This is a genomic window from Pseudomonas synxantha (assembly GCF_900105675.1).
GTDB classification, from domain to species: domain Bacteria; phylum Pseudomonadota; class Gammaproteobacteria; order Pseudomonadales; family Pseudomonadaceae; genus Aquipseudomonas; species Aquipseudomonas synxantha.
In genome coordinates, this window is sequence record NZ_LT629786.1 from 2,408,411 (window position 1) to 2,435,207 (window position 26,797).

The 26,797-nt window shown below is 61.1% G+C and carries 20 protein-coding genes; 12 read left to right on the top strand and 8 right to left on the bottom strand.

Translation table 11 applies throughout. From position 1 onward, the window contains the following. Positions 1 to 15 precede the first annotated feature (15 nt). Both aroA and BLU48_RS11465 read left to right on the top strand, forming a co-directional pair. A complete protein-coding gene (gene aroA, locus BLU48_RS11460) occupies positions 16 to 1,272 on the top strand; it encodes a 3-phosphoshikimate 1-carboxyvinyltransferase (RefSeq protein ID WP_057022435.1) in 1,257 nt (418 codons plus the stop codon). 33 nt (positions 1,273 to 1,305) lie between these two features. Then, positions 1,306 to 1,695 (top strand): hypothetical protein, encoded by a 390-nt coding sequence (locus tag BLU48_RS11465; RefSeq protein ID WP_057022436.1) that lies wholly within the window; start codon positions 1,306 to 1,308, stop codon positions 1,693 to 1,695. A 1-nt stretch (position 1,696) separates the two neighbouring features. Here BLU48_RS11465 and BLU48_RS11470 read toward each other — a convergent pair whose 3' ends face one another. Then, complete coding sequence (locus BLU48_RS11470) at positions 1,697 to 2,296, bottom strand: NAD(P)H-dependent oxidoreductase (RefSeq protein WP_057022437.1); 600 nt, start codon at positions 2,294 to 2,296, stop codon at positions 1,697 to 1,699. 72 nt (positions 2,297 to 2,368) lie between these two features. Here BLU48_RS11470 and BLU48_RS11475 point away from each other — a divergent pair, with 72 nt between their 5' ends. Beyond that, complete coding sequence (locus tag BLU48_RS11475; RefSeq protein ID WP_057022438.1) at positions 2,369 to 2,971, top strand: TetR/AcrR family transcriptional regulator; 603 nt, start codon at positions 2,369 to 2,371, stop codon at positions 2,969 to 2,971. On the opposite strand, the gene BLU48_RS11480 is transcribed toward BLU48_RS11475, so the two are convergent. Both BLU48_RS11480 and BLU48_RS11485 read right to left on the bottom strand, forming a co-directional pair. Continuing rightward, complete coding sequence (locus BLU48_RS11480) at positions 2,961 to 3,638, bottom strand: GNAT family N-acetyltransferase (RefSeq protein WP_057022439.1); 678 nt, start codon at positions 3,636 to 3,638, stop codon at positions 2,961 to 2,963. The two genes, BLU48_RS11475 and BLU48_RS11480, sit on opposite strands and share 11 nt — an antisense overlap. 56 nt (positions 3,639 to 3,694) lie before the next feature. Then, positions 3,695 to 4,579, bottom strand: coding sequence for a LysR family transcriptional regulator (locus tag BLU48_RS11485; protein WP_057022440.1), 885 nt, complete (start codon positions 4,577 to 4,579; stop codon positions 3,695 to 3,697). A 1,003-nt stretch (positions 4,580 to 5,582) separates the two neighbouring features. Between BLU48_RS11485 and BLU48_RS11495 the strand changes: the two genes are divergently transcribed. The 6 genes from BLU48_RS11495 (at position 5,583) to BLU48_RS11520 (ending at position 13,539) form a co-directional block, all read left to right on the top strand. Next, entirely contained in the window at positions 5,583 to 6,815 is a 1,233-nt protein-coding gene (locus BLU48_RS11495) for an MFS transporter (RefSeq protein ID WP_057022441.1), read from the top strand. A 38-nt stretch (positions 6,816 to 6,853) separates the two neighbouring features. Beyond that, on the top strand, positions 6,854 to 7,564 hold the full coding sequence (locus BLU48_RS11500; RefSeq protein WP_043051049.1) for a FadR/GntR family transcriptional regulator: 711 nt from the start codon (positions 6,854 to 6,856) through the stop codon (positions 7,562 to 7,564). Between the two features lie 106 nt (positions 7,565 to 7,670). Next, on the top strand, positions 7,671 to 8,864 hold the full coding sequence (lhgO, locus tag BLU48_RS11505; RefSeq protein WP_057022442.1) for an L-2-hydroxyglutarate oxidase: 1,194 nt from the start codon (positions 7,671 to 7,673) through the stop codon (positions 8,862 to 8,864). A 57-nt stretch (positions 8,865 to 8,921) separates the two neighbouring features. After that, positions 8,922 to 10,247 (top strand): MFS transporter, encoded by a 1,326-nt coding sequence (locus tag BLU48_RS11510; protein ID WP_057022443.1) that lies wholly within the window; start codon positions 8,922 to 8,924, stop codon positions 10,245 to 10,247. A gap of 82 nt (positions 10,248 to 10,329) precedes the next feature. Next, positions 10,330 to 11,181 (top strand): CAP domain-containing protein, encoded by an 852-nt coding sequence (locus tag BLU48_RS11515; RefSeq protein WP_057022444.1) that lies wholly within the window; start codon positions 10,330 to 10,332, stop codon positions 11,179 to 11,181. A 171-nt stretch (positions 11,182 to 11,352) separates the two neighbouring features. Then, positions 11,353 to 13,539: a GAF domain-containing hybrid sensor histidine kinase/response regulator gene (locus BLU48_RS11520; protein ID WP_057022445.1), complete on the top strand. Its 2,187-nt coding sequence runs from the start codon at positions 11,353 to 11,355 to the stop codon at positions 13,537 to 13,539. Between the two features lie 2 nt (positions 13,540 to 13,541). Here BLU48_RS11520 and BLU48_RS11525 read toward each other — a convergent pair whose 3' ends face one another. The 4 genes from BLU48_RS11525 to BLU48_RS11540 all read right to left on the bottom strand — a co-directional run bounded on the left by BLU48_RS11525 (position 13,542) and on the right by BLU48_RS11540 (position 22,413). Next, positions 13,542 to 14,669, bottom strand: coding sequence for a GGDEF domain-containing protein (locus BLU48_RS11525; protein ID WP_057022446.1), 1,128 nt, complete (start codon positions 14,667 to 14,669; stop codon positions 13,542 to 13,544). A gap of 90 nt (positions 14,670 to 14,759) precedes the next feature. After that, on the bottom strand, positions 14,760 to 16,997 hold the full coding sequence (gene glgB / locus BLU48_RS11530) for a 1,4-alpha-glucan branching protein GlgB (protein ID WP_057022447.1): 2,238 nt from the start codon (positions 16,995 to 16,997) through the stop codon (positions 14,760 to 14,762). Further along, positions 16,994 to 20,341 carry a maltose alpha-D-glucosyltransferase gene (gene treS, locus BLU48_RS11535; RefSeq protein WP_057022448.1) on the bottom strand — a complete coding sequence of 1,116 codons (3,348 nt, stop codon included), beginning with the start codon at positions 20,339 to 20,341 and terminating at the stop codon, positions 16,994 to 16,996. The genes glgB and treS overlap by 4 nt, the downstream gene beginning before the upstream one ends. A gap of 83 nt (positions 20,342 to 20,424) precedes the next feature. Continuing rightward, positions 20,425 to 22,413, bottom strand: coding sequence for an alpha-1,4-glucan--maltose-1-phosphate maltosyltransferase (locus BLU48_RS11540; protein ID WP_057022449.1), 1,989 nt, complete (start codon positions 22,411 to 22,413; stop codon positions 20,425 to 20,427). A 549-nt stretch (positions 22,414 to 22,962) separates the two neighbouring features. On the opposite strand from BLU48_RS11540, the gene BLU48_RS31695 reads away from it, so the two are divergent. Beyond that, positions 22,963 to 24,273 (top strand): M10 family metallopeptidase C-terminal domain-containing protein, encoded by a 1,311-nt coding sequence (locus tag BLU48_RS31695; RefSeq protein ID WP_139811357.1) that lies wholly within the window; start codon positions 22,963 to 22,965, stop codon positions 24,271 to 24,273. 6 nt (positions 24,274 to 24,279) lie between these two features. On the opposite strand, the gene BLU48_RS11550 is transcribed toward BLU48_RS31695, so the two are convergent. Next, positions 24,280 to 24,777 (bottom strand): MgtC/SapB family protein, encoded by a 498-nt coding sequence (locus BLU48_RS11550; RefSeq protein ID WP_057022450.1) that lies wholly within the window; start codon positions 24,775 to 24,777, stop codon positions 24,280 to 24,282. Positions 24,778 to 24,896: 119 nt separating this feature from the next. Between BLU48_RS11550 and BLU48_RS11555 the strand changes: the two genes are divergently transcribed. After that, positions 24,897 to 25,136 (top strand): DUF3203 family protein, encoded by a 240-nt coding sequence (locus tag BLU48_RS11555; RefSeq protein WP_056845851.1) that lies wholly within the window; start codon positions 24,897 to 24,899, stop codon positions 25,134 to 25,136. A gap of 185 nt (positions 25,137 to 25,321) precedes the next feature. Continuing rightward, positions 25,322 to 26,731: a cytochrome c oxidase accessory protein CcoG gene (gene ccoG, locus BLU48_RS11560; RefSeq protein WP_057022451.1), complete on the top strand. Its 1,410-nt coding sequence runs from the start codon at positions 25,322 to 25,324 to the stop codon at positions 26,729 to 26,731. Positions 26,732 to 26,797: the final 66 nt, after the last annotated feature.

The window sequence follows — 26,797 nt, forward strand, 5'->3', positions numbered from 1 at the left end:
CAGGAGCCTTGTCCCTTGAGTTCGCAGAAAACCTTGACCGTTACACCGCCCGACTTTCCCCTCAATGGCAAGGTTGCGCCCCCCGGCTCCAAGTCCATTACCAACCGCGCCCTGTTGCTGGCGGCATTGGCCAAGGGCACCAGCCGCTTGAGCGGTGCGCTGAAAAGCGACGATACTCGCCACATGTCGGTCGCCCTGCGCCAGATGGGCGTAAGCATCGATGAACCGGACGACACCACCTTCGTCGTCACCAGCCAAGGTTCGCTGCAATTGCCGGCCCAGCCGTTGTTCCTCGGCAACGCCGGCACCGCCATGCGCTTTCTCACTGCGGCCGTGGCCACCGTGCAAGGCACCGTGGTACTGGACGGCGACGAGTACATGCAAAAACGCCCGATCGGCCCGTTGCTGGCTACCCTGGGCCAGAACGGTATCCAGGTCGACAGCCCCACCGGCTGCCCACCGGTGACCGTGCACGGCGTGGGCAAGGTGCAAGCCAAGCGCTTTGAAATCGATGGCGGCCTGTCCAGCCAGTACGTATCAGCCCTGCTGATGCTCGCAGCCTGTGGTGAGGCGCCGATTGAAGTGGCGCTGACCGGCAAGGACATCGGTGCCCGTGGCTACGTGGACCTGACCCTCGATTGCATGCGCGCATTCGGCGCCCAGGTCGAAGCCGTGGACGACACCACCTGGCGCGTGGCCCCGACCGGCTACAGCGCGCACGATTACCTGATCGAACCCGACGCGTCCGCCGCCACCTACCTGTGGGCCGCCGAAGTGTTGACCGGTGGCCGTATCGATATCGGTGTCGCGGCACAGGATTTCACCCAGCCGGACGCCGAGGCCCAGGCCGTGATCGCCCAGTTCCCGAATATGCAGGCCACGGTAGTGGGCTCACAAATGCAGGACGCCATCCCGACCCTGGCCGTCCTCGCCGCATTCAACAACACCCCGGTGCGTTTCACTGAACTGGCGAACCTGCGCGTCAAGGAATGTGATCGCGTACAGGCGCTGCACGATGGCCTAAATGAGATCCGCCCAGGCCTGGCGACCATCGAGGGTGATGATCTGCTGGTTGCGAGCGACCCTGCCCTGGCCGGCACCACGTGCACGGCGCTGATCGATACCCACGCCGACCATCGCATCGCCATGTGCTTTGCCCTGGCCGGTCTGAAAGTCTCGGGCATTCGCATCCAGGACCCGGACTGCGTGGCCAAGACTTACCCAGGGTATTGGAAAGCCTTGGGCAGCCTGGGCGTGCAATTGACCTACTGAGACGCCGACCGTGAAACCTCGCCGGGAGCGTCAATGAGCATTCGCCAACCTTGCCCACCCGGCGCCTGTGTCTGCGACCGTGAACAACTGCTGGAGGCGCCCGGCGCTGACCTGCGCATCCTCCAACTGACGCGACAGCAGGAAAAAATCCTGCTCGAGCGCCTTGAAAACCTCAAAAGCCTGCAAGACCTGGAACATATGCAACAGCGGATGTACGAGCAACTCGGCATCCGCGTGCATATCGCGCCAGGGCACACCGAGGTCAAGAGCATGCGCGGGATCCAGATCGTCATCGACGAACTGCCGGGCATGTGCCGCAAGACCCGGCAAGCGATCCCGACGTCGATCCGCCGCGGCCTCGAGAAACGCCCGGAGATTGCCTACCGCTTGCTGGATGCCCACGACCTGTTTCGCGACGCTTGAATCATCCCGCGACCGTCTCGCGCTGAAACACTCCCAGCCCCACGGCCCTGGCCGCTTGCAAATGCGCCTGGGCACTACCGCTTTCCGAGTCCAGCAACAGCTCGGAGGTCAGTACTTGCGCCCCGCAGTAATCAAAAATGCCGTAGTCGATCTGGGTGCGCATGGCCTTGGCATAACCGTGTCGATCAAAAGCGCTTTCATCCGCGCCACCGAGGGCCAGCAGGTGCACCTGCAAGTGCCGCAATTTTTTCTCCACCGCTGTGTCAGGGCCATAGTCGATCGCCCAGCCATTGACAAACACGCGGTCCACCCAACCCTTGAGCAAGGCCGGCATTGACCACCAGTAGATCGGGAACGCCAGCACCAGGGCGTCGGCGCGCTCGATGCGGGCCTGTTCGGCCACCACGTCGGCTGGCGGCGTTGCGTGATTACGGTGCACCTGGTGATCAGCGGCGGTGTAGCGAGGGTCGAAGCCTTCTGCGGCAAGGTCGGCGATTTCAAAGGTGTGGCCGGCGGCGGTCAAACCGGCACCGACCTGGGCGGCCACGCTGTGGGTGAGGGATTGCGGGTCGTGATGGGCAACAACAATCAGTGCGTGCATGACTTTGACTCCCTTTTGGCTTAATCTACTTTTAGTAAGTTAAGTTGAATAAGTTACTTTTGGTATATAAGCATGTCAAGCACTGAATCCCCTGCCCCGCGTCGGCGTCTATCCCGTGAAGGTCGCCTGCGCCAGTTACTCGATGTGGCCTGGCAACTGGTCCGCGCAGAGGGCACCGACGCCCTGACCCTGGGCCGTCTGGCAGAACTGGCGGGCGTTACCAAGCCGGTGGTCTACGACCACTTCACTACGCGTGCAGGGTTACTGACCGCGTTGTATGCAGATTTCGACGAGCGTCAGGATCAGGTCTTTACCGATGCCATCCAGACCAGCAACGCGACGCTGGAGGACCGGGCGTGGGTGATCGCCTCGTCCTATGTCGATTGCGTGTTGTTGCAAGGCCGGGAAATCCCGGGGGTGATTGCAGCGTTGAGCGGTTCGCCGGAGCTGGAGGCGCTCAAGCGTGAATATGAGGCGATCTTCCTGGAGAAATGCCGCGACGCGCTGGCCCCCTTCGCCTCAGGTGGCAGTATTTCCCAGGCTGGCCTGCGGGCCATGCTCGGCGCAGCAGAAGCGTTGTCCCATGCGGCGGCCAATGGCGAGATCAGCCGCGAGGAGGCGCAAGAGGAATTGCTGGCGACCATCCTGGGGATGGTCAATCGCGTCAGGCGGTAGGAGAACGGCCCTGGATAAACAGCTGGACCTTGCGCGTCAACTGATCCAGGTGCCGGTCGCGCTGCTTCTCCGCGTCGACCATGGCGCGCTTGCCGTGCTTTTGCAGCAGGTAGGTATGGATCTGGCGTACTTCCAGCGAGCTATAGATCGGCGCCACATCCAGCACGCCCATCAGCCCGTCGGTGCCGTAGTCGCGGGTGTTCATCAACACTTGCGTACCCCGCGCCCCGCGCACTCGGAACCCTATGGCCTCGAAGACCGGGACCTTCTCCACCGCACAGGCCAGCTCAGCATGGGGATAGCGCGCCAGCACCTCGCCCAGCATGCCCCGCGCCACACCCTGACGACGAAAGCCAGCCTGCACCGCCATGAAGGCTATGCCACACGCCTCTGGATCGTCCTTCACCGGCAGGTATAGGCAAAAACCAATAACGGTCTCTGCCTGCATCGCCACGACCAACTCGACGGCAATGCCCTTTGTGCCATTCAACGCCTCAAGGTACAGATGCACCTCAAAGCCAATGGCGTACTGGTAGATGTTGTACAGCAGGTTGCTTGGCGCCAACGCCACGCTGCTGATGTCGGTGAGGTTGTCCACCACCATCTGCAGGATCTGGCTGTTGACCGATTCTGGGCACGGCGTGGTATAGCGGGTAAGGCTGAACATGCAAATTCCTGGAGTTTCGCGTCAAGGCAGCGGCGATTGTACCCGTTGCGGCCCCCTCATGGCCCGCATACCTCGCGCAGGCAACCGCGCAGCCAGCGATGGCCCAGGTCGGCATCCTGGCGTGGGTGCCAAAGCATTGCCACGGTGAACGTCGGTAACGTGACCGGCAGTTCAAAGCAGTGCAGCCCTCGGGCCGGTACGGTGATGTAGCGCTCAGGCACGCTGGCGATCAGGTCAGTCTCGCGGGCCAGGGCGATGGCAGTGTTGAAGCCGGCGACCACGATACCGACCTGCCGTACAAGACCCAGGGCCTGCAGTGCAGCGTCGATCTGACCACGATCCTGCCCACGCCGTGACACATAGACATGTTGCCCCTGGGCAAAACGCGCGGCGCTGATCTTGCCGCCGCTCAAGGCATGGCCATCGCGCACCACGCCCACCAGGCGGTCACGAAACAGCGCCTGGGTCAGCACCTCAGGGCTGGCATCGGCATCGACCACACCGGTTTCCAGGTCGACACCGCCTTCACGTAACAGCGCGCTGGCTTTGTCGCTTTTATTGACGAAACGCAAACGCACACCTGGGGCCTCACGTGCGATGCGCGCCAACAGCGCCGGGCCGAAGCTTTCGACAAACTCCTCACTGGTGCGCAGGGTGAAGGTGCGCACCAACCCACCCAGATCCAGGCTGTGAGCCGGACGCAGCACGGCGTAGGCATCCTGCACCAGTTGGCTGACCTGCTCGCGTAATTGCAACGCCCGTGGCGTCGGCACCAAGCCGCGACCGGCGCGTACCAGCAACGGATCACCAGTGGCCGCACGCAAACGCGCCAAGGCCCGGCTCATGGCCGAAGGGCTCAGGCGCAGGCGCTTGGCGGCACGGGCGACGCTGCCTTCGGCCAGCAAAATATCCAGGGTGATCAGCAAATTGAAGTCGGTCATGCGGGCTCCGATGAGTATGGGTATTGCCGAAGGCGCTCACCCTCGCGACGCTCTAAATGGGGGAGCGGCTTGCCCTAACGCCGGTCAGTTAAGCGCAGCCCCCCTGTGGGATGGGGCTTGCTCCCGATGGCGGCCTGACAGCCAGCGTGGTTTAACGGGACGGCTCAGATCAAAAGCAGATCAAGATCAAGAGCGGCTCGCTGCGCATCGTGGTTACCGTCGGCTTCTACACAGTTATGTAGATATCCTTGCCCCGATGAGGGAGTGTCAGTCAATACATTTGCAGCTGACCCACCGCCATCGGGGCATGGGTATCTACACAACTTTGGTACGCCGCTGCTCCTCTGCAAGGGAGCTTGCTGCCTGGCAACTTATAGCTATCTAACTGATGCACCGCGATCCAAATGTGGGAGGGGCGGTGCGACGATTCGACTTGCCCCCGATGGCGGCCTGACAGCCGAACAGAATGTTGGATCAGACCGAGTACATACCCGTTATTTGGGCAACGGCCACTATTGGTTCCGCTTTTACAGCGGGTCACTTTGAAAAGCGCAAAGTAACCAAACGCTCTTGCCCCACCACTCGGCACCTCGCCCAGGCTCGGTGTGCCCGTAATCCGCCATGGATTTGGGGGGCCGCCGCCACGCGCCATCCATGGCGCGGGGCGGCTAAACCGGCATCCCTGCCGGTTTACCCCCCAAATCCCTGTCGAATTCCGGCCAGCGTGGTTTAACGGGGCGCCTAAGATCAAGATCAAAAGCCAGATCAAGAGCGACTCGCTGCGCATCGTGGTTACCGGCGGTCGCTACATCAAAGATGTGTAGATACCCATGGCCATCGGGGGCAAACCCCCTCCCACAGGTCCGGTGGCGTACCAGTAGTTGTGGAACACCATGCCCCGATGAGGCGTTTTGTGCAGCTATAACCTGCAACCCATGCGTCTTCCGCCATCTTAGGTGACGCCGTAGATTTGTGACAGTCGCATTCACTCAAGGAAACGCTCATGCAGACGTCCTCACGCGGCGGCCTTGTCGCCTTGTCGTTATCCATGTTGTTGGCGGCGCTGGGCACCAGCATCGCCAATGTCGGTCTGCCAAGCCTGGCGCACGCATTCGCGGCATCGTTTCACGCAGTGCAATGGGTGGTGCTCGCCTACCTGTTAGCCATCACTGCAGTGATCGTCAGCGCCGGGCGCCTGGGCGACTACCTGGGTCGTCGACGCCTGTTGCTGGCCGGGTTGTTGCTGTTTGCCCTGGCATGCGCAGGCTGTGCCGCCTCGCCCTCCTTGCCCTGGCTGATCGGCGCACGGGCGCTGCAGGGCCTGGGCGCGGCAATCATGATGGCGATGACCCTGGGCATGGTTGGTGACACGGTCAGCAAGCAAAACACTGGTCGGGTCATGGGCCTGCTCGGCACGATGTCAGCGCTTGGCACCGCCATGGGCCCAAGCCTCGGGGGGCTATTACTCAATCTTTGGGGCTGGCAGGCGTTGTTCCTGGTCGGTATGCCATTGGCCGGGTTGGCCGCCGTCCTCGCCTATCGCTATCTGCCGATGGATGCTTGCCGCCGTGACGCGTCACTCCCGGATACATCCCGGTCGCCCTTGCGCGATGCGGGGTTGCGCGCCGGCCTGGCAATGAGCGCCCTCGTGTCGGCGGTGATCATGGCCACGTTTGTGGTGGGCCCGTTCTATCTTTCCCGTGGCTTGGGCCTGGATCCCGCCTTGATGGGCCTGGCGATGGCGGTTGGCCCGGCGGTCGCGGCCATTACCGGCATACCGGCGGGCTACCTCACCGACCGCCTGGGTACCCGGCGCCTGACCCTGTTGGGCATAGGCACGATGCTGTGCGCTGCCCTGTGGTTGTCGCAGGTCTCGGGGCTCGTCGCGTACATCGCGGCGCTGATGGGGTTGACGACGGGCTACAGCCTGTTCCAGGCGGCCAATAATACCGCGGTCATGAGCGATGTGCCGGCGACACGCCGGGGTACCGTTGCCGGTCTGTTGAATCTGTCGCGCAACCTGGGCCTGATTTTCGGCGCATCGGTCCTGGGCGCGGTCTTCGCCCGCAGCAGCCCGGATGTCACCCAGGCTACGCCACAGACTGTGACCGCCGGCCTGCATGCCACCTTCGCCACAGCAGCGGGGTTGATCCTGCTCGCCGGTGTGATTGCCTGGAATCGCGCGCGCAAACGGGCCGGCTCGGAGCAGACAAATATTGACAAGTTAAAATCGTAACGACTATTGTCTGACAACCTGATCACCAAGGTTTCATCATGCTTGAGCTCCAGCGCCCCGATTCGCTCGTCGTACGGGTTGTCAGCGCGATTCGCGCAGAAATCGAATCCGGCCAGTTGGCCCCGGAGTCGCGCCTGCCTACCGAACAGCAACTGGCTGAACAGCTCAACGTCAGCCGCTCCGTGGTGCGCGAAGCCATTGCCCAGCTCAAGGCTGACGGCGTCCTCACCGCCCGCCGCGGCCTGGGCTCATTTATTTCGCAGACGCCCGCTGGCACGGTGTTCCGTTTCCCGCAGCCGAACGGGCGCCGGCCTGACCTGGCGCAGATGTTCGAAGTGCGCCTGTGGATCGAAACGCAGGCCGCCTCGATTGCCGCCCAGCGACGTGACGCTGCCGACCTGCAACGCATGAAAAGCGCCTTGCAGGCCATGCAGGACAACCGTGACGATTTCGAGGCCGCGGCCCTGGCCGATGTGGAATTCCACCGCGCCATCGCCGACGCCAGCAAGAATGACTACTTCGTGGCCTTCCATGACTTCCTCAGGAGCCAGTTGGCCAGTGCCCGCAAGACCGCGTGGGAAAACTCCGCGTCGCGCTTCGCTACCGGCTCGGCCGATGCGACCCAGGAACACCAGCAGCTCTACCAAGCCATTGCCGACGGCGACGCTCAACGCGCAGCCGCCAGCGCCGAGGCGCATTTGCGTGCAGCAGCACGCCGCCTGCAACTGGAATTGCCGACCACGAATTGATCCACTGTGTTTATAGCGTGTCCTGGGACACGCCATTTTTTTAACAAAAACATTAGTCTGACAACCTGATAAGCAGACTGAAATGTGTGACTTGGGAACTCCTGCAATGATTCACGATTTTTGCATCATCGGCGGCGGCATCGTTGGCCTGGCCACCGCCATGGAATTGCTCAAGCGCCAGCCAGGCGCGTCACTGGTGATCCTGGAAAAAGAACCGGTGCTGGCCAAGCACCAGACCGGTCACAACAGCGGCGTGATTCATGCAGGCATCTACTACGCCCCCGGCAGCCTCAAGGCCGACCTGTGCAAACGCGGCGCTGAAGCCACCAAGCAGTTCTGCCGTGATCACGGGATCAAGTTCGAGGTGTGCGGCAAGCTGCTGGTGGCGTCCAGCCCGCTGGAAATGCAACGGATGGAAGCGTTGCACGCCCGCGCCCAGCTTAACGGCATGCAGGTCGAGCGCCTGGATGCCGAGCAATTGCGCCAGCGTGAACCGAACATTGTCGGCCTCGGCGGGTTGTTTCTCGACGCCACCGGGATCGTCGATTACCGCCAGGTGTGCGAGACCATGGCCCAGGTGATCCGTCGCGGCGGCGGGCAGATCTGCCTGGAGCGCACAGTAACCGCCATTCACGAAGACACCGATAAAGTCACCGTCAGTACCCATGGCGAAACCTGGCAAGCCCGCCACCTGGTGGTGTGCGCCGGCTTGCAATCGGACCGCCTGGCCCGCCTGGCCGGAATCAGCATTGATCATCAGATCATCCCGTTTCGCGGCGAGTACTTCCGCCTGCCGGCATCGAAGAACAACATCGTCAACCACCTGATCTACCCGATTCCCGATCCGGAGCTGCCGTTCCTCGGCGTCCACCTGACCCGCATGATCGACGGCAGCGTCACCGTCGGCCCGAATGCCGTACTCGGGCTGGGGCGCGAGAACTACCGCAAGTTCTCGGTGAACTGGCGCGACGTGGCGCAGTACGCCAGTTTTCCGGGTTTCTGGAAAACCCTTTGGCAAAACCTCGGCTCCGGTACCACCGAGATGAAGAACTCGCTGTTCAAGTCCGGTTACCTGGAGCAGTGCCGCAAATACTGCCCGTCCCTGACCCTCGACGACCTGCTGCCCTATGAGGCCGGTATCCGCGCCCAGGCAGTCATGCGCGATGGCAGCCTGGTCCACGATTTCCTGTTCGCACAGACCTCGCGAATGCTCCACGTGTGCAACGCGCCCTCGCCGGCCGCCACGTCAGCCATGCCCATCGGCGCGATGATCGCCGACCGCCTGTTCCACCCCGAGTAATACCCGCTCTGCCCGTTCACCCAACAATAACTACAAAGACCCAGAAGGAAGTCCAGCATGACGGCAACCGCCTCCATCCCCGGCACCGAAACGCCTGTGCAAACCCGAAAGCGCCTGCGCAAAGTCGCGGCCGCCACCATTTTTGGCTCGATGCTGGAGTGGTACGACTTTTACTTGTACGCAACCATGGCGGCCATTGTGTTCTCGAAGATCTTCTTCGATAACAGCGACCCCAAGACGGCCACGCTGATGGCCTTTTCCACCTTCGCCATCGGCTTTATCGCCCGCCCGTTCGGCGGCATCCTGTTTGGCTACCTGGGCGACAAGTTCGGACGCAAGCAGGTGCTGGTGCTGACCTTCTGCCTGATGGGCGTGTGCACCACGCTGATCGGCCTGATCCCCAGCTACGCCTCCATCGGCATCTGGGCCCCGATCCTGCTGGTGTTCATCCGCATCATCCAGGGCCTGGGCGCCGGTGCCGAGTTGTCGGGCGCCGCAGTGACATCCTACGAACACGCCGCCCAGGGCAAGCGCGGCAGCCAGGGCGCCTGGCCGGCACTGGGCCTGAACCTGGGCCTGCTGCTGTCCTCGCTGACCATTTACCTGCTGACCATCAACGGCAACGAGTTCCTGCTGGCTGGCGGCTGGCGTATTCCATTTATCTGCAGCATCGTGCTGGTGGGCGTGGGCCTGTGGGTACGTAACAGCATTCCGGAAACCCCGCAGTTCCAGGAACTGAGTAAAGAGGCCGTCAAGGCCAAGCCGTCCCCGCTCAAGGCGCTGTTCAAGAACGATCTCAAGGGCCTCGCGGTGGTGTTCTTTGTTGCTATTGGCTACAACGCCCTGAGCTACATTTTCAAGACCTTCTCTCTGGCCTACCTGACTCAATTCAAAGGCGTAGACGTGCATGTCACCTCCCTGTCGGTGACCATCGCCAGCCTGGTCGCCATCGTCGCGGTGCCCTGCTTCGGCTGGCTGTGCGACAAGTGGAGCAGCAAGACCGTGCTGATGCTCGGTGGCCTGTGCTCGTTGCTGTTCGCCTACCCGTTCCTGGCGCTGCTCAACAGTGGCGAAAGCCTGATGATCTACCTCGCCATCGGCGTAGGCACCGGCATCCTCGCGCCGATGATGTTCGCTCCCCAGGGCTCGTTCCTGAGCCGGCAGTTCCCGACCCAGACGCGCTCATCGGGCTTCGGCACCGGGCGTGAAATCGGCACGGCCATTGCCGGTGGCCTGGCACCGCTGGGCGCGCTGTCGATGGTGGCGGCCTCGGCCACCCATTCCACCGATGGGGTGGTGATCATCCTCGCGGTTTCTGCGCTGTTGGTGGTGGTGTTTGCCCTGTGCGATCAGGGCGCAAAACATTCGACATTCAAGAACTGAAGAAAAAAAGTTCGGACCAACGGGTGCATGGATGCACCTGGATCGCGCATCATGGGCACTTTCAAGCTCAAGGGTAACGTCCATGCGCGTTCTGTCATTGATGATGGGTCTTACGACGCTGGCCGCCAGTACGGTGTTCTGCGCCAGCGCGATGGCGAATGAAGAAAGTCAGTTGATACAACAGATCAATCAATACCGCAGCCAGCTGCAACGCTGCGGTGACCAAGGCTCCCAGGAGTTGCCGCCACTGACCAGCGACACACGCCTGGTGCTGCCGGCCTCCAACGTCGGCGACTTGCAGCAGTCCCTGGCGCGGGCTGCGTACCCGATGGTCAACGTGCAGGCCATCAGCCTGTCCGGGCCAAAGGACGCCGACGCCGCCATGAAAGCGGTACGCGAAAGCTTCTGCCGGGTGGTGCTGGACCCGCAATTTGTCGACATCGGCGTGAGCAACAGCGGCCAGGACTGGCGCATCGTATTGGCCCGCCCGTTGGTGACCAGTGGCCTGGGTGACTGGCAGACCGAGGGCAGGCAACTGCTCAACCTGGTCAACGCCGCTCGCGCAGAATCGCGCACTTGCGGCACCCAGGCGTTCACCGCCGCCGCCCCGCTGTCGTGGAACGATGCACTCGCCAGCGCTGCCAACAGCCACACACGTAACATGGCCAACGGCAATTTCTTCGACCACCTGGACCACGACGGCCGTACCCCTGGCGACCGCGCCGAACTGGCCGGGTATATCGCCAAGAACATTGGTGAGAACATCGCCGCCGGCCTCGATACCCCACGCAAGGTCGTCGACGGGTGGCTCGCCAGCCCTGGCCATTGCGCCAACCTCATGAACCCGCAATTTCGCGAATTGGGGGCCGCCTACGCGATGGATCCCAAGAGCGACGCGGGCATCTACTGGACCGGAGTATTCGCCGCCCAATAAGCCTTGGGCGAGCGCCTGGAAAGCGCTGAATTTATTCATCCATATGCAGATATGTTCAAACTGCTATCACCTGCATGGTCGCGCTGAACTGGTTGCGGTCATGCAGGTCTGTTGCTTGCGACCTGACGTTTCAGGCAATAGTTGAACCGTGGCAAATAAGGTGTTGACCCAATGATGAATTGGCTGCAAGACGGCAGCGACATGGCCGAGCGGGTCCGCCAGCATGATTGGGCCAGTACGCCCCTGGGGCCGCTGGAGCAGTGGCCCGACGTATTGAAGACCACCGCCGCGCTGTGCTTCGCCTCCCGGTTTCCCCAGGCCATCGTCTGGGGGCCTGAATTGATTACGCTCTATAACGATGCGTTCGCCCCGATCCTGGGTAACAAGCCTGAGGCATTGGGCCGCCCGTTCAACGAGGTATGGCATGAGGTGTGGAGCGATATCAGCCCCATCGCCAGCGCTGCATTCGATGGGCATGCCACCTTCATCGAGAACTTCCCGCTGCTGATCCAGCGCAATGATGTGCCTGAACAAGCCTACTTCACCTTCTGCTACAGCCCCATCCGTGACTCCCGGGGCAAGGTGGTCGGCATGCTCGACACGGTGACCGAGACCACCGCCACTGTGTTTCTCGCCCGGCGCCTGGAAGTGCTGGATGCCATCGGCAGCACTGTAGCCAACGCCACCGACGCCGAAACAATCATGACCGCCACCACCCAGTTATTGGCGCAACACCTGCAGGTGTCCATTTGCGCTTACGCCGACATGGATGCCGATGAAGACGGCTTCACCATCCGCGGCGACTGGGCGGCGAACGGCTCGCCAAGCATCATCGGCCATTACAGCCTGGCGCAGTTCGGCGAACGCGCCGTGACCTGCCTGCGGGCCGGCGCGCCGCTGGTGATTTGCAATAACCTGGTCGAACTGCCGGCCGATGAGTCGGCGACCTTCCAGGCCCTGGGCGTAACCGCCACCATCTGCATGCCGCTGATCAAGGATGGGCGCCTCACCGCGTTGATGGCCATACATGACAAGCAGCCCCGCTACTGGTCTTCCTACGACCTGGCGTTGTTGGGCGAAGTCACGGAGCGCTCCTGGGCGCACATTGAGCGCGTGCGCGCCGATGCCGCCGTACGCGAGGGGCTGGCGGCATACACCGAACTCAACGCCACCCTGGAGCAGCGGGTGGAAGAACGTACCCTCGCCCTGGCCCAGGCCGAGGCTGCACTGCGCCAATCGCAAAAGCTTGAAGCCATCGGCCAGCTTACTGGCGGCGTGGCCCATGATTTCAACAACCTGCTGACCATCATTCGCTCGTCCGTGGACTTCCTGCGCCAACCGGGGTTGGCGCAAGAACGTCGCCAGCGCTACATGAGCGCCGTTTCCGATACGGTGGAGCGGGCCAGCAAGCTGACCAGTCAACTGCTCGCCTTTGCCCGTCGCCAGCCGTTGAACCCGCAGGTATTCGATGTCGGTCAGCGGGTGCAGAACATCGGTGAAATGCTTGAAAGCGTCACCGGCGCACGTATCCACGTGAAGGTGCAATTGCCTGATCAGCCTTGCTACGCACGCATCGACCCGAGCCAGTTCGAGACTGCATTGATCAACATCGCCCTCAACGCTCGCGATGCCATGGAAGGCCAGGGCACACTGACGTTGAAAGTCACCGGGCACCAGCCCCTGCCGCGCATCCGCGGGGATGCCGGGTCGCACCTGCCCTACGTGACGATTTCTCTGGCAGACACCGGCCCCGGCATTCCCAGTGACACCTTCGAACGCATTTTCGAGCCGTTCTTTACCACCAAGGCGGTGGGCAAAGGGACAGGCCTGGGTCTATCCCAGGTGTTTGGCTTTGCCAAGCAATCAGGTGGCAATATCGACGTATCCAGCGCCCTCGGCCAAGGCACGGTGTTTACCCTGTACCTGCCACAGGTGGACAGCCAGGACGCACCGCCATCGCCCACGCCCGAGCAGTTCGTGCCACTGCCGAACAACATCCAGCGCCATGTGCTGATCGTGGAAGACAACCTGGAAGTGGGACGCTTCGCCAGCCAGATCCTCCAGGACCTGGGCTACCAGACCACTTGGGCCACCGACGCTCGCCAGGCACTGGCCCTCGCAGGCCCCGACGCTGGGGCGTTCGATGCGATTTTTTCGGATGTGGTGATGCCCGGGATGACCGGCGTGGCGATGGCCAGGTTACTGCGCGAGCGCCGTGCCGACCTGCCGGTGGTGCTCACCTCGGGCTACAGCGAAGAACTGGCCGACAGCGGCTACGAAGGTTTCGAATTCCTCGCCAAGCCCTACTCTGCCGAACAGGTCGCACGCGCCCTGGCCAGGGCCATGTCCAAGGATTGAGCCTATTGCGCGATCACGACCTGATTGCGACCCAGGGATTTGGCGCGGTACAGCGCCTGGTCGGCATCGTTCATCAGGCCGGGCAGATCGTGCTCGTTGCCCTCGGTCGACGCCACCCCGAGGCTCGCGGTCAGGCCCTGCACCGGTTCAGCGCTCAAGCCGGCAATCGCTTCGATCAATTGCTCACCGATAGCCCGCGCAGTCTCCAGGGACGTATTGGGCAGCAGCACGGCAAACTCTTCACCGCCCAGGCGCCCGGACACGTCGGCTTGACGAAACGAAGCGCTGATCACACCGCCGACCTGGCGCAACACCTGGTCACCGGCCTGGTGGCCGTAGGTATCGTTGATGTATTTGAAATGGTCCATGTCCAGCATCAGCGCACACAGCGGCTGCTGGTTCTGTCGACACTGCGTGTACAACAACTGGGCATGCTCGAAGAAAGCACGACGATTCTTCAGGCCGGTGAGTTCGTCGGTCTGTGCGGCATGGGTTGAAATGGTGTGGGCCTGTTCCATTTGCCGGGTCAGGCGAAAAGCTTTTTCCAGGGCATCAGACAGCTTGCGCGTGGCACTCATCACAAAGGTCGAGAACACCAGCACCGCAAGCGCCACGCCCACCTGCATCGATGAAGGCTGCAATAGCAACCACAGCGTACACGGCAGCAGCACCAGGGCCATGGCCCCCAGCGTCATGTAGCGATACGCTGAGTAACAGGATACAGCGCTGACCGACATGCCTACGGTAAACAACATGACCAGCACTTGAGACACCCGGTCGTCACTGGGCATGACCGCCAACGCACCGCCACCCCAGATGCCGGCCGATAACATCAATGTGACCCAGTAACGCCGCTCCCAGCGAGCGGGTGTGCGCTCGCTGTCAGGGCACCCAAACCAGCCCATGAACATCTTCAATCGCAGCAGCGACGCACCCGCCAGCAACACCAGCCACACCAGCATGACCCGGTGCTCAAAGCGATCCCAGCACAGCCAGCAGAGCATGGCCGCGCCCAAGTAACTGCCGAACACCGCGGAAAACGATTGGCGAAACAGCTGATGCAAACGGTCAGTTCGCACCTGCTCCTCGATCACGTCGTCCTGATCCTGCGCACGACTGAAGCTGTTCATGCAAACCGCCTGTTTGGACTGCTACGACAAAGGCGCCATTGTGGCACCCTGCCAGTAGCCTGGACAACTGCGTCCAGCAAGGAAGAGCCCTTAAAGTCCTTGCGGGCGCAGAATCAGTACGCCCAACGGCGGCAGGTTCAACGACAACGACGCCGGTTGCCCATGACGTGGCTCCTCCTGGGCAAGCACCTCTCCGCCGTTGCCAAAGTTTGACCCGGCGTAGGTATCCGCATCACTGTTGATCACCTCGCTCCAGCGCCCGCCGAAGGGCACACCCACCGCATAGCCTTCACGCGGTACCGGGGTGAAGTTGGCGACCACCAGCACCGGCTTACCGTCCTTGCTCCAGCGCAGCCAGGCGTAGACGCTGTTGATCGCGTCATCGCCAATCAACCATTGGAAGCCCTGGGGTGCATCATCCTGTTCGTGCAGCGCCGGCTCCTCGCGATACAGGCGGTTCAAGTCACCCACCAGCTTCTGCACGCCGCGGTGCTCGGGGTATTGCAACAAGTACCAATCCAGTTGCTGGTCATGGTTCCACTCGCGCCACTGGCCAAACTCACAGCCCATGAACAAGAGCTTCTTGCCCGGGTGCATCCACATGAAACTCAGGTAGGCGCGCAGGTTGGCGAACTTCTGCCAGCGGTCGCCAGGCATCTTGTCGATCAGCGAGTGCTTGCCGTGCACCACCTCGTCGTGGGAGATCGGCAGGATAAAACGCTCGGACCAGGCGTAGACCAGGCCAAAACTCAGTTCGTTGTGATGATGGGCGCGGTACACCGGGTCTTGCTGAATGTAATGCAGCGAGTCATGCATCCACCCCATGTTCCACTTGTAGTTGAACCCCAGGCCACCCTGTTGGGTCGGCTGGCTCACCCCGGGCCAGGCGGTGGACTCCTCGGCAATCACCAAGGCCCCCGGCGCTTCCAGGGCGACCACGTCGTTCAAGTGCCGCAGGAAGTCGATGGCTTCCAGGTTTTCCCGGCCGCCATGGCGATTGGGCACCCACTCTCCAGCCTTGCGCGAGTAGTCGCGGTACAACATCGACGCCACCGCATCCACTCGCAGACCGTCGACATGGAAATGCTTGAGCCAGTGCAACGCCGACGCCAACATGAAGCCATGGACCTCGGTGCGGCCCAGGTTGTAGATCAACGTGTCCCAATCCTGGTGGAAGCCTTCCAGCGGGTTGGCATATTCGTACAGCGCCGTGCCGTCGAATTGCGCCAAGCCGTGGGTGTCGGTGGGAAAATGCGCCGGCACCCAGTCAAGGATCACGCCGATATCTGCCTGATGGCAGGCATTGACGAACCAGGCGAAGTCTTCCGGCGAGCCAAAGCGCGCACTGGGCGCGAACTGCGACAGGGCTTGATAGCCCCAGGAACCGCCAAAGGGATGCTCCATGATCGGCATCAGCTCGATATGAGTGAAGCCCAGTTGCTGCACATAGGGAATCAGGCGCTCGGCCAGTTCACGCCAGCCGTACTGGCGGGCGACTTCGCCGGTCTCGTCCAGTTCGCACTGCCAGGAGCCCACATGCAGCTCATAGATCGACAACGGCGCAGTGGATTTCTGCTTGTCGCCACGGGCCTGCATCCAGTCATGGTCCTGCCAGTCTACCTGCAAGGGAGCGGCGACTTTAGAGGCGGTATCGGGCGGCAATTGGGTGGCCAGGGCCATGGGGTCGGCCTTGAGCGGCAGGATCCCATGGGCACCGAGGATTTCATATTTGTAGGCGGCACCCGGTTGCAGGCGAGGGATAAAAATCTCCCAGACGCCAGACGGATGGCGCAGGCGCATCGGATGACGGCGACCGTCCCAGATATTGAAGTCGCCCACCACCGAGACCCGCCGTGCATTCGGTGCCCATACCGCAAAGCGCACGCCCGCGACGCCGTCGACGCTGGTCACCTGGGCGCCGAGGCAACTGCCAAGGTCACGATGATTGCCTTCGGCAAACAGGTAGAGGTCCATTTCCCCCAGCAACAATTGGCTGAAGCTGTAGGGGTCTTCGGTGATCTGCTCGCCGCCCGCCCACTGGATTTTCAACAGGTAAGGCTGGCGCGTGCTGAACTGCCCGACAAACAAACCCGGTACCTGGTTGGCCTCCAGGCTGCCAAGGGTCTCGCTGCCATCGCGGCTGAGCACTTGGACGCTCAACGCCTCCGGCAGAAAGACGCGGATAAACTGCCCCCCCTGCTCGTCGTCATGGGGCCCCAGGATCGAGAATGGATCGGGGTGCTCGGCGCGCACCAGCGCTTCGACGTCCTTGGACGCCGGCAATGCCGTCAGCTTGGGCTGCAGCGGTTCTTTATGTGTAAAACTCATGAGGTCTCCCCACCGCGTACAGGTTTCGATTTAGGTGTTAGCCCGCTGAGCAAACCGTGCAGCCCTTGCAGGGGCACCGGCAACCAGGTCGGGCGATTTTCCGCTTCGTAGGCCACTTCGTACGCAGCCTTCTCCAGGCTGAACAACGTCAGCGCTGCGTCCTGGCCCTTGGCATCCTGCCAATCATGCGCCAGTGTAGCCGTCGCCGCCTGGTAGGCCTGGGTAAATGCCTGGCGGGCTTCATTCAGGTAGCGATCGGTCACGCGTTTACGCGCGTTGTCCGCTTCCGGCGAGTGATCCACTCCTTGCACATTCAGGGCCGTGGCCGCCGCGTAATCGAAGGAGCGCAACACGCCACTCACATCTTTATAGGGGCTGTGTTTGCCACGCCGTTCATGCAGTGGTCGCGCCGGTTCGCCTTCAAAGTCGATCAGGTAGGCATCGCCCTTGACCACCAATACCTGGCCCAGATGCAAGTCTCCATGCACCCGGATACGCAATCCGCCTAGCGTGGCCTTCGCCAACGCCTGGACATGCCCGGCGATGGCTTTTTTCTGCGCCAGTAATTCACTGACCAACGCCTGATCAGCGGGGTTCAACTGGCTTTGATGAAGTTTGAGCAGTTGCAGGGCGCGGTCGATCTGGGCGCCGACATCCTTGGCCCAGGCCTGGGTATCCTTGGCCGTGGTGAGTTCGGGCTTGAAAGCCTTGTCGGCGGTCGGCGTGCCCAGCACCAGGTGCATTTCCCCCAGGCGCTGGCCAAGCAGCCCGGCGAAATCCGCCAGTTCCCCCAGGGCGTTGTAGTGCTGCTCCTGTTCGGAGATGGCCTCGGCCAGTTCGTCGCGGATCGCCCGCTCCAGGTTGTTCTGGGTCCAGCTCCAGGCATCGCCCTGGTTGCTGAGGTAGCCTTGGGCAATCATCAGCAGGTTGTCCTGGCCTTGCCCATCGCGGCGACTCATCGAACCCAGCAATGGCGAAATATTCGGGTAGCCGGCGGCGGTCAGGTAGGCACTCATTTCCAGCTCCGGGTGCACCCCGGCGCTGACTTTGCGGATCAACTTGAGCACCAGGCTCTCGCCCACTACCACCGAGCTGTTGGACTGCTCGGCGGACAAGTAGCGCACCGGCGATTCGCTGCCCAGTTGCAGCCCGGCCAAGTGTTGGGTCGACTCGAAACGCAGATCGCCCTCAACGGAACTGAGCACGGTACCGGCCTGCATGGCCTGGATCACCTCACGGATAAACTGCTCAAGGCTGAACGCATCAGTCACCAACCCTACCTGGCGGGTACGCCGCACGCGAGCCAGGGCCAATTGCTGGGGCAAGGCACTGGTGAACTGGTCTTCGCCCAGAAAGCCCAACGGCAATTGATAACGGCTGACCTGGCCGCCACTGGTTACCTCGATTTCACTGAGCAGCACCGGGTGCTGCGGGTCGCCAAAGCGAATACCGTAAGCGATGTGCACGCTGTCGATGGCCGTGTCTTTGCCGGCAAACCAGCGACGCTTGGGCAGCCAGGCCGGCAATGAGGTTTGCTCAAGACTGGTGCGGCAAGGTTCTTCCAGCAATTCTTCCATGCGTTTTTTCAGTACCAGGGTGGTGAAGTCAGGCATGCTTTGCGCCGGTTCCACATGCCAGCTGGGCATCTGGTTCTCCGCCGCCAGTACAAACCAATAGAAGCCATAGGGCGCCAGGGTCAGCAGGAAATTCAGCTGGCCGATGGGTGGGAACGCATTACCGCCAAGCATTTCCACCGGTACCATGCCGGCAAACGCAGACAGGTCCAGCTCCGCAGCCTGGGCGCTGCGCGACACGTTGGCCACGCACAGGATGATCTCGCTACGGCCATCTTCGCCGGTGTACTCACGGGTATAGGCAAGAATGCGGCGATTGGTTGGCGAAAGCATTTTCAGGCTGCCGCGGCCAAACGCCTTCGACTGCTTGCGTACGGCGAGCATGCGTCGGGTCCAGTTGAGCAGCGAGTGCGGGTCCTGGGCCTGGGTTTCGACGTTGACCGACTGATAACCGTATTGCGCGTCCATGATCGGCGGCAACACCAGGCTGGCCGGGTCGGCGCGGGAAAAACCGCCGTTGCGGTCGATGGACCATTGCATCGGTGTACGCACGCCGTCGCGGTCGCCCAGATAGATGTTGTCACCCATGCCAATTTCATCGCCGTAATACAAGGTCGGCGTGCCCGGCATCGACAGCAACAGGCTATTGAGCAACTCCACACGGCGGCGATCGCGCTCCATCAGCGGCGCCAGGCGCCGGCGGATGCCCAGGTTGATACGCGCGCGGCGGTCGGCGGCGTAGTAGTTCCACAGGTAGTCGCGCTCCCTGTCGGTGACCATTTCCAGGGTCAGTTCATCGTGGTTGCGCAGGAAGATCGCCCATTGGCAGTTGGCGGGAATCTCCGGGGTCTGACGCAAAATATCAGTGATGGGGAAGCGATCTTCCTGGGCCAATGCCATGTACATGCGCGGCATCAGCGGAAAGTGGAAGGCCATGTGGCACTCATCGCCGTCATCGCCCTTGCGGTCGCCAAAGTACAGCTGGGTGTCTTCCGGCCATTGGTTGGCCTCGGCCAGCAGCATGCGGTCAGGGTAATGGGCGTCGATTTCGGCACGGATCTGCTTGAGAACGTCGTGGGTTTCCGCAAGGTTTTCGTTATTGGTGCCGTCGCGTTCGATCAGGTAGGGGATCGCATCCAGGCGCAGGCCGTCGATGCCAAGGTCGAGCCAATAGCGCATCACCGACAGCACCGCTTTCATCACTTGCGGGTTATCGAAGTTGAGGTCGGGCTGGTGCGAATAGAAGCGGTGCCAGAAGTACTGGCCCGCCACCGGGTCCCAGGTCCAGTTGGACTTTTCGGTGTCGAGGAAAATAATGCGCGTGCCGTCGTACTTCTGGTCATCGTCCGACCATACGTAGAAATCCCGTGCCGCCGAGCCCGGCTTGGCCTTGCGCGCACGCTGGAACCAGGGGTGCTGGTCGGAGGTGTGATTGATCACCAGCTCGGTGATCACTCGCAGCCCGCGCTTATGGGCTTCGGCAATGAAGCGCTTGGCGTCGGCCATGGTCCCGTAGTCGCTGTGTACGCCACGGTACTCGGCAATATCGTAGCCGTCATCACGGCGTGGCGAAGGGTAGAACGGCAACAGCCAGATGGTGTTCACACCGAGGTCGGCAATGTAGTCGAGCTTGGCAATCAGCCCGGGAAAGTCACCGATGCCGTCGTTGTTGGAGTCGAAATAGGATTTGACGTGAACCTGATAGATCACCGCGTCCTTGTACCAGAGCGGGTCTTTGATAAAGGTGGCTGCCTTGGGTTTCTTCGCCATTGGAAACTCCTGAAATTCTGCACACGCAAATGCAATCAATGTGGGAGGGGCTTGCCCCCTCCCACGCTCTGATCTCCACTTGCCTAGGAAACAGTGATACGCCAGATCCCAAATGGCATCTGCGGTTCTAGCCGTGTCCATTGGGTCTTGCCGTACCAGGTCCAGCGATGGCCATTCATCAGGTCCTCGCCCTGGGTCTGGGCGTCGTCGGGCAGGCCCATCTCCCACAGCGGCAACTCGAAATGAGCTTCCTGGGCATTGAAGGGGTCGAGGTTGACCGCCACCAGGATAAAGTTACTGCCGTCTTCGCTGCGCTTGCCGAAATACAGGATGTTGTCATTCCAGGCGTTATAGAGCTTCAGCCCCAGATGGGTCTGCAACGCCGGGTTCTGCCGACGGATACGGTTGAGCTGGGCGATCTCGGCAATGATGTTGCCGGGCGCGGTAAAGTCCCGAGGGCGGATTTCGTACTTCTCCGAATCCAGGTATTCCTCTTTACCGGGCACCGGCGCGGCTTCACACAGCTCAAAGCCCGAATACATACCCCACAGGCCCGAGCCCATGGTCGCCAGGGCGGCACGGATCAAGAAGCCGGGGCGCCCGGACTGGTGCAAAAAGCCTGGGTTGATGTCCGGTGTATTGACGAAGAAATTCGGCCGGTAGCATTCGCGCCACGGCGATTGGTTCAGTTGCGTCAGGTATTCGCTCAACTCGGCCTTGGTGTTGCGCCAGGTAAAGTAGGTATAGCTCTGGGAGTAGCCGACCTTGCCCAGGCGCGCCATCATGGCCGGGGTGGTGAACGCCTCCGCCAGGAAGATCACCTCAGGATATTTGGCCCTGACGTCGCTGATCAGCCACTGCCAGAATGGCAGCGGCTTGGTGTGGGGGTTGTCCACGCGAAAGGTCTTGACGCCCTCTTCCACCCAGCCCACCACAATGTCGCGCAGCGCGGTCCACAGGCCGGGGATCGCATCCGCCGCATAGAAATCGACGTTAACGATGTCCTGGTATTTCTTTGGCGGGTTTTCCGCATACTTGATCGTGCCGTCCGGGCGCCAGTTGAACCAGCCTGGGTGCTGCTTGAGCCACGGATGGTCCTGGGAACACTGGATGGCGAAGTCCAGGGCGATTTCCAGGCCGTGGTCGGCGGCGGCCTTGACCAGCCGGCGGAAGTCATCGCGGCTACCCAACTGCGGGTGGATCGCCTCGTGACCGCCCTCTTCACTGCCGATGGCATAGGGGCTGCCGGGATCATCGGGGCCGGCCGTCAGAGCATTGTTCTTGCCCTTGCGATGACTGCGGCCGATGGGATGGATCGGTGGGAAGTACAGCACGTCAAAGCCCATGTCATGGATCATCGACAAGCGCGAGTGCACATCGTTGAAGGTGCCGTGGCGCGCCGGCTCGTCGGTGATCGAGCGGGGAAACAGTTCGTACCAACTGGCAAACTGCGCCGCTTCGCGTTCCACATCAATCGGGTACACCGGGCTGACGCTCAGGTAGGCGCGGTGATCGGCCTGGGTCATCAAGTGTGCACTGTTTTCATGCAGAAACAGCGCCACCTGCTCGGTTTCCAACAGGCCCGACAGTTCGTGGTGCAACAGCATCAAGCGGTCGCGCAGTTCGTTGTCACTGCGCTCGGCGGCCTGCAGCACCAGGCTGCGGCCTTCCTGCAGCTCGAGGCTGACCGGCACCCCGGCCTCATGTTTCTTGCGCAGTTCGTAACAAAAGCTGGCGAAGGTATCGATCCAGGCTTCGATGCAGTATTCATGCGGGCCCTGCTGGGCGACGCTGAACGCCCCTTCCCAGCCATTATTGCCCAAATCGTTCATGACCACGCTGTGCCAGCTTTCATCCTCCCGCGCTCGCCAGCGGATGAGCACCGCCAGTTTGTCGTGGCCATCGGCGAACACTTTGCTGGTGACATTGATCCGCTGGCCAACCACCGCCTTGACAGCGAACTCGCCATTGTCGATCACCGGCATGGTGCTTTCGATAGCGATCCTGGGTAACAAAAGCGCCTGGGACAGCGGCAATACGGAATCTTCTGGAGCCAGTGTTTCAGCAGTCATCGAGCATCTTCCCCTTACGCCCCGTGGACGCCCTTTGCTTGATCCGAATTCAGAAACGGCGACACTCTTCCTGAGTAGGGCCGTATAAGGTCCGAGCCTGGGTGCCATTCAAAAGTTCAGGTGGATATACCGCCACTGGGCGGGAATCAATTCCCGCAGACCATGGTCCACCGATAGAGCAAAGCACAAACGAGGCCATACCCATGAATATCCCGTTACCCCCTGAACCCGAAGATCCGAATATCGACGAGCCCCCGCTGCCGCCCACAGAACCCAAACCCGTTCCTGAACAAGAGCCCCCTGAAAACGAGCCACCGCCCGTCCAGGAGCCCCCCACAACGATGCCGCCCGTTATCGCCTGATTCACAGGCCCGCAATCGCTTGCTTGCGAACCAAACATCGCGAGCAAGCTCTGTTGATTTTTCCCACTCGTATTACAGACGGCGCCGAGCTCCCCCCTCCCAAGGTCAAGATAGATTCAGTGCTCGTGCGCTGACCCGCCTTGTGGCTGGCTGCAGACTATTTCCATCCGTAACGCGAGTACCTTCCATGTCCATCTCACTACTGCCCCCAACGTCGAATATTCACGGCATACAACAACCGTCAGCCAACGATTATCGACAGAAAGTGAACGATTTATTAAGGGCCGGCCCCAGCGGAATCATGCGCAGGAAAGAGCCTGACAGGCACCCCTCGGACCTCCCCAGAGGGCCGCAAGCTTTTACCCCGCCCAACCCTGCCCCCGCGACGAATGTAAAACCGCAGGTGCCCAATGCCGATACCCCCAAGGCTGGGCAAATCTCAACGCCGCCCAGTCCTCCACCCACCACGAATGTAGAACCGCAGGCGCCCGGTACCGACGCCCCCAAGAAGCAAACCTCAACTGCGCCCAGCACTGCACCCACTACGAATGTAGAGCCGCGAGCGCCCGGTGCTGACGCTCCCCAGCTCGCCGAGCTTCGTGCGCTCACCAGCCGGGAGAACGTTACCAAGATGCTGCGCGAACCGAACTCGCGGGAGACCGCAGGGCAGTTGGCCGCGATCTGGAGTCTGTTGAGCAAGGAAAATGTCAAGTCCTTGCTGCAAGGCCCGGATGCAGATGAGGCGCGTAAGGTGATTACCGAAGCGAAGGAACGTTTAGGTCAGTCAAGCCTGCAGAGGATCCATGACCGCTCCGCACAAACAGAGGCATCGGGCTTGAGCGCTCAAGAGATCCGCGACCGCATCTCCACTTCTGACCCCGAGGAAGGTTTCAGCCAATACAGGCAAATCGAGCATGAGCTACGCATTGAGGACTCTTATACCAAACAGCGGGTGCGGCAAAGTACGCCCCTCGCCTCGGCCCTCTTCGATATCGGCAAGGAAGTGGACCTCGGCGAGCCGACCCCGCAACCGGACAATTCACCGCCAGCGGCAGACAGCCCCAAACCTGACAACAACGACAACGACAACAACAACAACAACAACAACAACAACAACAACAACAACAACAACAACAACAACAACAACAACAACAACCAGAGCACCCAGAGCACCCAGAGCGCCAGCAGCAACCCCAGGACTGACAATAGCCAGACCTTCACATTCCACAACATCCGCGATTCAAACTTCGACGCACCTAAAGAAGTGATGGATTTTGACCACAACAAAGACAAACTCGATGTATCGGCAATTCGACACCAACTCGGCAACAAGCCATTGAAATTGGTAGAAAATTTTTCAGGCGCCAGTGGTGAGATGCAGATTCACTACAGCCCGGCCAATAATACGAGCGTGGTGATGATTTCCGGTAACCCAGGAGAGCCGCCTTTTGTAGTGAAGGTCTTCGGTGAGGTCAGGTACAGCAACCTCACTACCTGACCCGTGTCACTCATCCTTCTCCAGCAGCTTGACGACCCGTGGCATCACACTGAATACCATCAGTGCCAGCAGCGTACTGAGTACCGCCGTCGATTCACGCCCCATCCCCGCCGCCACCCCAATGGCGGCGGTCATCCATAACCCGGCCGCCGTGGTCAGGCCCTTCACGTGCTGGCCCTCCTCGTCTTCCTTGCCCTTGAGGATGGTACCGGCGCCAAGGAAGCCAATCCCAGCAATCACCCCCTGCACCACGCGGCTCATGGCGTCCGCCTGGCTGCCGGACATTTGCGGCACCAGCACAAACAACGCGGCGCCCAAGGCCACCAGCATATGGGTGCGCACCCCTGCCGCCTTGCCCTTTTGTTCACGTTCAAACCCCAGGATGCCGCCTAAAAGCGCGGCGATCAGCAGGCGCACAGTGATTTGCGTCAACTGCCGAGCGTCGCCGATGTCGGCAAATTCAGCCTGCAGGGTTTGCCACACTTGATGCCACCAGGCGTCCATGGATGTGTCCTTTCTTATTGTGAATGAAAGATAGACAGTGCAGACCGCCAGTCAGTTGCCTGGAACCCGCCAGCGTTACCGTCGCCTAACGGGACATAGCCCATGAACAGGAGATCGCCATGTCTGTACGCATCGAAAATCATTTGTGCTACTTCACGCTCGACGAGACCGGCCAGGAACAGAGCCTGCCGGCTACTCGGGTAAATATTCTTACCGACAATGAAAAAGCCATGTCTTATGTGGAATTGGCCGGCCAGCAGATCTACATCACCGAAGCCGAGGCCGACGCCCTCACCGTAGAAGGCGCCAAAGATGGTCGTAACCACGTAAAGGCCGATAAACCGGGTTCGGTGATTTGATTGATCTGTATCAATACACATCTAAGCCCCCCTGTACCCCAGTGAGCCTGGGGTACAGCAGATTGCCAAAGACGGTTGAACCAGCCCCATCTGATCCGCTTTTTATCACCATGCCTGAGCCTGTTATGCGAACAGACTGTCGCCCATAGTTCCCCGGCCTGATGGAGGCTGATGAGCGAACGACCATGAGCGAACGAATCCCAACCGTGGAAACCTTTGAGCCCAACCACCCAAAGAAGGTGAAGGCCAGATCCAGCGACAACCTGATTCATACCCGCAGCTTCACCGGCGTGTTTCGCACCTTGCGCGTCGGCGGTGCCGGCCTGCTGTTCCTGATCTTTTTTGGCACCGTATGGCTGAACTGGGGTGGCCGCCAAGCCGTGCTGTGGGACCTGGCCGAGAGTAAGTTCCACATCTTCGGCGCTACTTTCTGGCCTCAGGATTTCATCCTGCTCTCGGCGCTGCTGATCATCTGCGCCTTTGGCCTGTTTGCAATCACGGTGTTTGCCGGCCGCGTATGGTGCGGCTACACCTGCCCGCAAAGTTCGTTCACTTGGCTGTTCATGTGGTGTGAAAAGGTCACCGAGGGCGAGCGCAACCAACGCATCAAGCTGCAAGCCGCACCATGGAGCCTGAATAAACTGGCGCGGCGCTCGGCCAAACATACGTTGTGGCTGGGTATCAGCGTGCTGACGGGGCTGACGTTTGTTGGCTACTTCACACCGATCCGCCCGCTCGCCACCGAATTGCTGACCTGGCAGATGGGCGGCGTGAGCCTGTTCTGGGTGCTGTTTTTTACCGGTGCCACTTACATCAATGCCGGCTGGCTGCGCGAAGCGGTGTGCATGCACATGTGCCCCTATGCACGGTTCCAGAGTGTGATGTTTGATAAAGACACCCTGACCATTTCCTACGACGCCGCCCGTGGCGAACGCCGTGGCCCGCGTAAACGCGAGGTGCAGCCCGCGGACGTCGGCCTCGGCGATTGCATCGATTGCCAACTGTGCGTGCAGGTATGCCCCACCGGCATCGATATTCGTGACGGCCTGCAAATGGAATGCATCGGCTGCGCGGCCTGCATCGACGCCTGCGACTCGATCATGGACAAAATGGGCTATGCCCGCGGCTTGGTGAGCTACACCAGCGAACACCAATTGCAAGGTGGCAAGACTCACCTGCTGCGGCCCCGCCTGATCGGCTACAGTGCCGTGCTGTTGGTGATGATCGCAGCGTTGGTGGTGGCCTTGGTCGAACGGCCGATGGTATCGCTGGACGTCACCAAGGACCGTGGTATGTTCCGCGAAAACAGCCAGGGCTTGATCGAAAACATCTACAGCCTCAAGGTCATCAACAAGACCCAGCAACGCCAGGACTACCGTCTGGGACTGGTGGATGCCGACGGCTTCCAGTTGCAGGGCAAGACCCAGTTCAGCCTGGCGCCCGGGGAAATCGTCGATGTACCGGTGTCGGTGGCATTGCTGGCGGACAAACCGGTGAGCAGTTCGCAGACTATCCGCTTCAAAGTCACGGATGTGGATGAACCCTGGATCTACAGCGCTGCAGACAGTCGTTTTGTTGCACCGTTGAATCGCTGAAATCTATCTGGATAGATAGAGATCCAAATGTGGGAGCGGGCTTGCTCGCTCCCACATTTACCCAGC

Excerpts from the sequence above, each read along its gene's own strand:
- BLU48_RS11465 (WP_057022436.1), top strand. The coding sequence starts at position 1,306 with ATGAGCATTCGCCAACCTTGCCCACCCGGCGCCTGTGTCTGCGACCGT.
- BLU48_RS11470 (WP_057022437.1), bottom strand. The coding sequence starts at position 2,296 with ATGCACGCACTGATTGTTGTTGCCCATCACGACCCGCAATCCCTCACC.
- BLU48_RS11475 (WP_057022438.1), top strand. The coding sequence starts at position 2,369 with ATGTCAAGCACTGAATCCCCTGCCCCGCGTCGGCGTCTATCCCGTGAA.
- BLU48_RS11480 (WP_057022439.1), bottom strand. The coding sequence starts at position 3,638 with ATGTTCAGCCTTACCCGCTATACCACGCCGTGCCCAGAATCGGTCAAC.
- BLU48_RS11485 (WP_057022440.1), bottom strand. The coding sequence starts at position 4,579 with ATGACCGACTTCAATTTGCTGATCACCCTGGATATTTTGCTGGCCGAA.
- BLU48_RS11495 (WP_057022441.1), top strand. The coding sequence starts at position 5,583 with ATGCAGACGTCCTCACGCGGCGGCCTTGTCGCCTTGTCGTTATCCATG.
- BLU48_RS11500 (WP_043051049.1), top strand. The coding sequence starts at position 6,854 with ATGCTTGAGCTCCAGCGCCCCGATTCGCTCGTCGTACGGGTTGTCAGC.
- lhgO (WP_057022442.1), top strand. The coding sequence starts at position 7,671 with ATGATTCACGATTTTTGCATCATCGGCGGCGGCATCGTTGGCCTGGCC.
- BLU48_RS11510 (WP_057022443.1), top strand. The coding sequence starts at position 8,922 with ATGACGGCAACCGCCTCCATCCCCGGCACCGAAACGCCTGTGCAAACC.
- BLU48_RS11515 (WP_057022444.1), top strand. The coding sequence starts at position 10,330 with ATGCGCGTTCTGTCATTGATGATGGGTCTTACGACGCTGGCCGCCAGT.
- BLU48_RS11520 (WP_057022445.1), top strand. The coding sequence starts at position 11,353 with ATGATGAATTGGCTGCAAGACGGCAGCGACATGGCCGAGCGGGTCCGC.
- BLU48_RS11525 (WP_057022446.1), bottom strand. The coding sequence starts at position 14,669 with ATGAACAGCTTCAGTCGTGCGCAGGATCAGGACGACGTGATCGAGGAG.
- glgB (WP_057022447.1), bottom strand. The coding sequence starts at position 16,997 with ATGAGTTTTACACATAAAGAACCGCTGCAGCCCAAGCTGACGGCATTG.
- treS (WP_057022448.1), bottom strand. The coding sequence starts at position 20,341 with ATGGCGAAGAAACCCAAGGCAGCCACCTTTATCAAAGACCCGCTCTGG.
- BLU48_RS11540 (WP_057022449.1), bottom strand. The coding sequence starts at position 22,413 with ATGACTGCTGAAACACTGGCTCCAGAAGATTCCGTATTGCCGCTGTCC.
- BLU48_RS31695 (WP_139811357.1), top strand. The coding sequence starts at position 22,963 with ATGTCCATCTCACTACTGCCCCCAACGTCGAATATTCACGGCATACAA.
- BLU48_RS11550 (WP_057022450.1), bottom strand. The coding sequence starts at position 24,777 with ATGGACGCCTGGTGGCATCAAGTGTGGCAAACCCTGCAGGCTGAATTT.
- BLU48_RS11555 (WP_056845851.1), top strand. The coding sequence starts at position 24,897 with ATGTCTGTACGCATCGAAAATCATTTGTGCTACTTCACGCTCGACGAG.
- ccoG (WP_057022451.1), top strand. The coding sequence starts at position 25,322 with ATGAGCGAACGAATCCCAACCGTGGAAACCTTTGAGCCCAACCACCCA.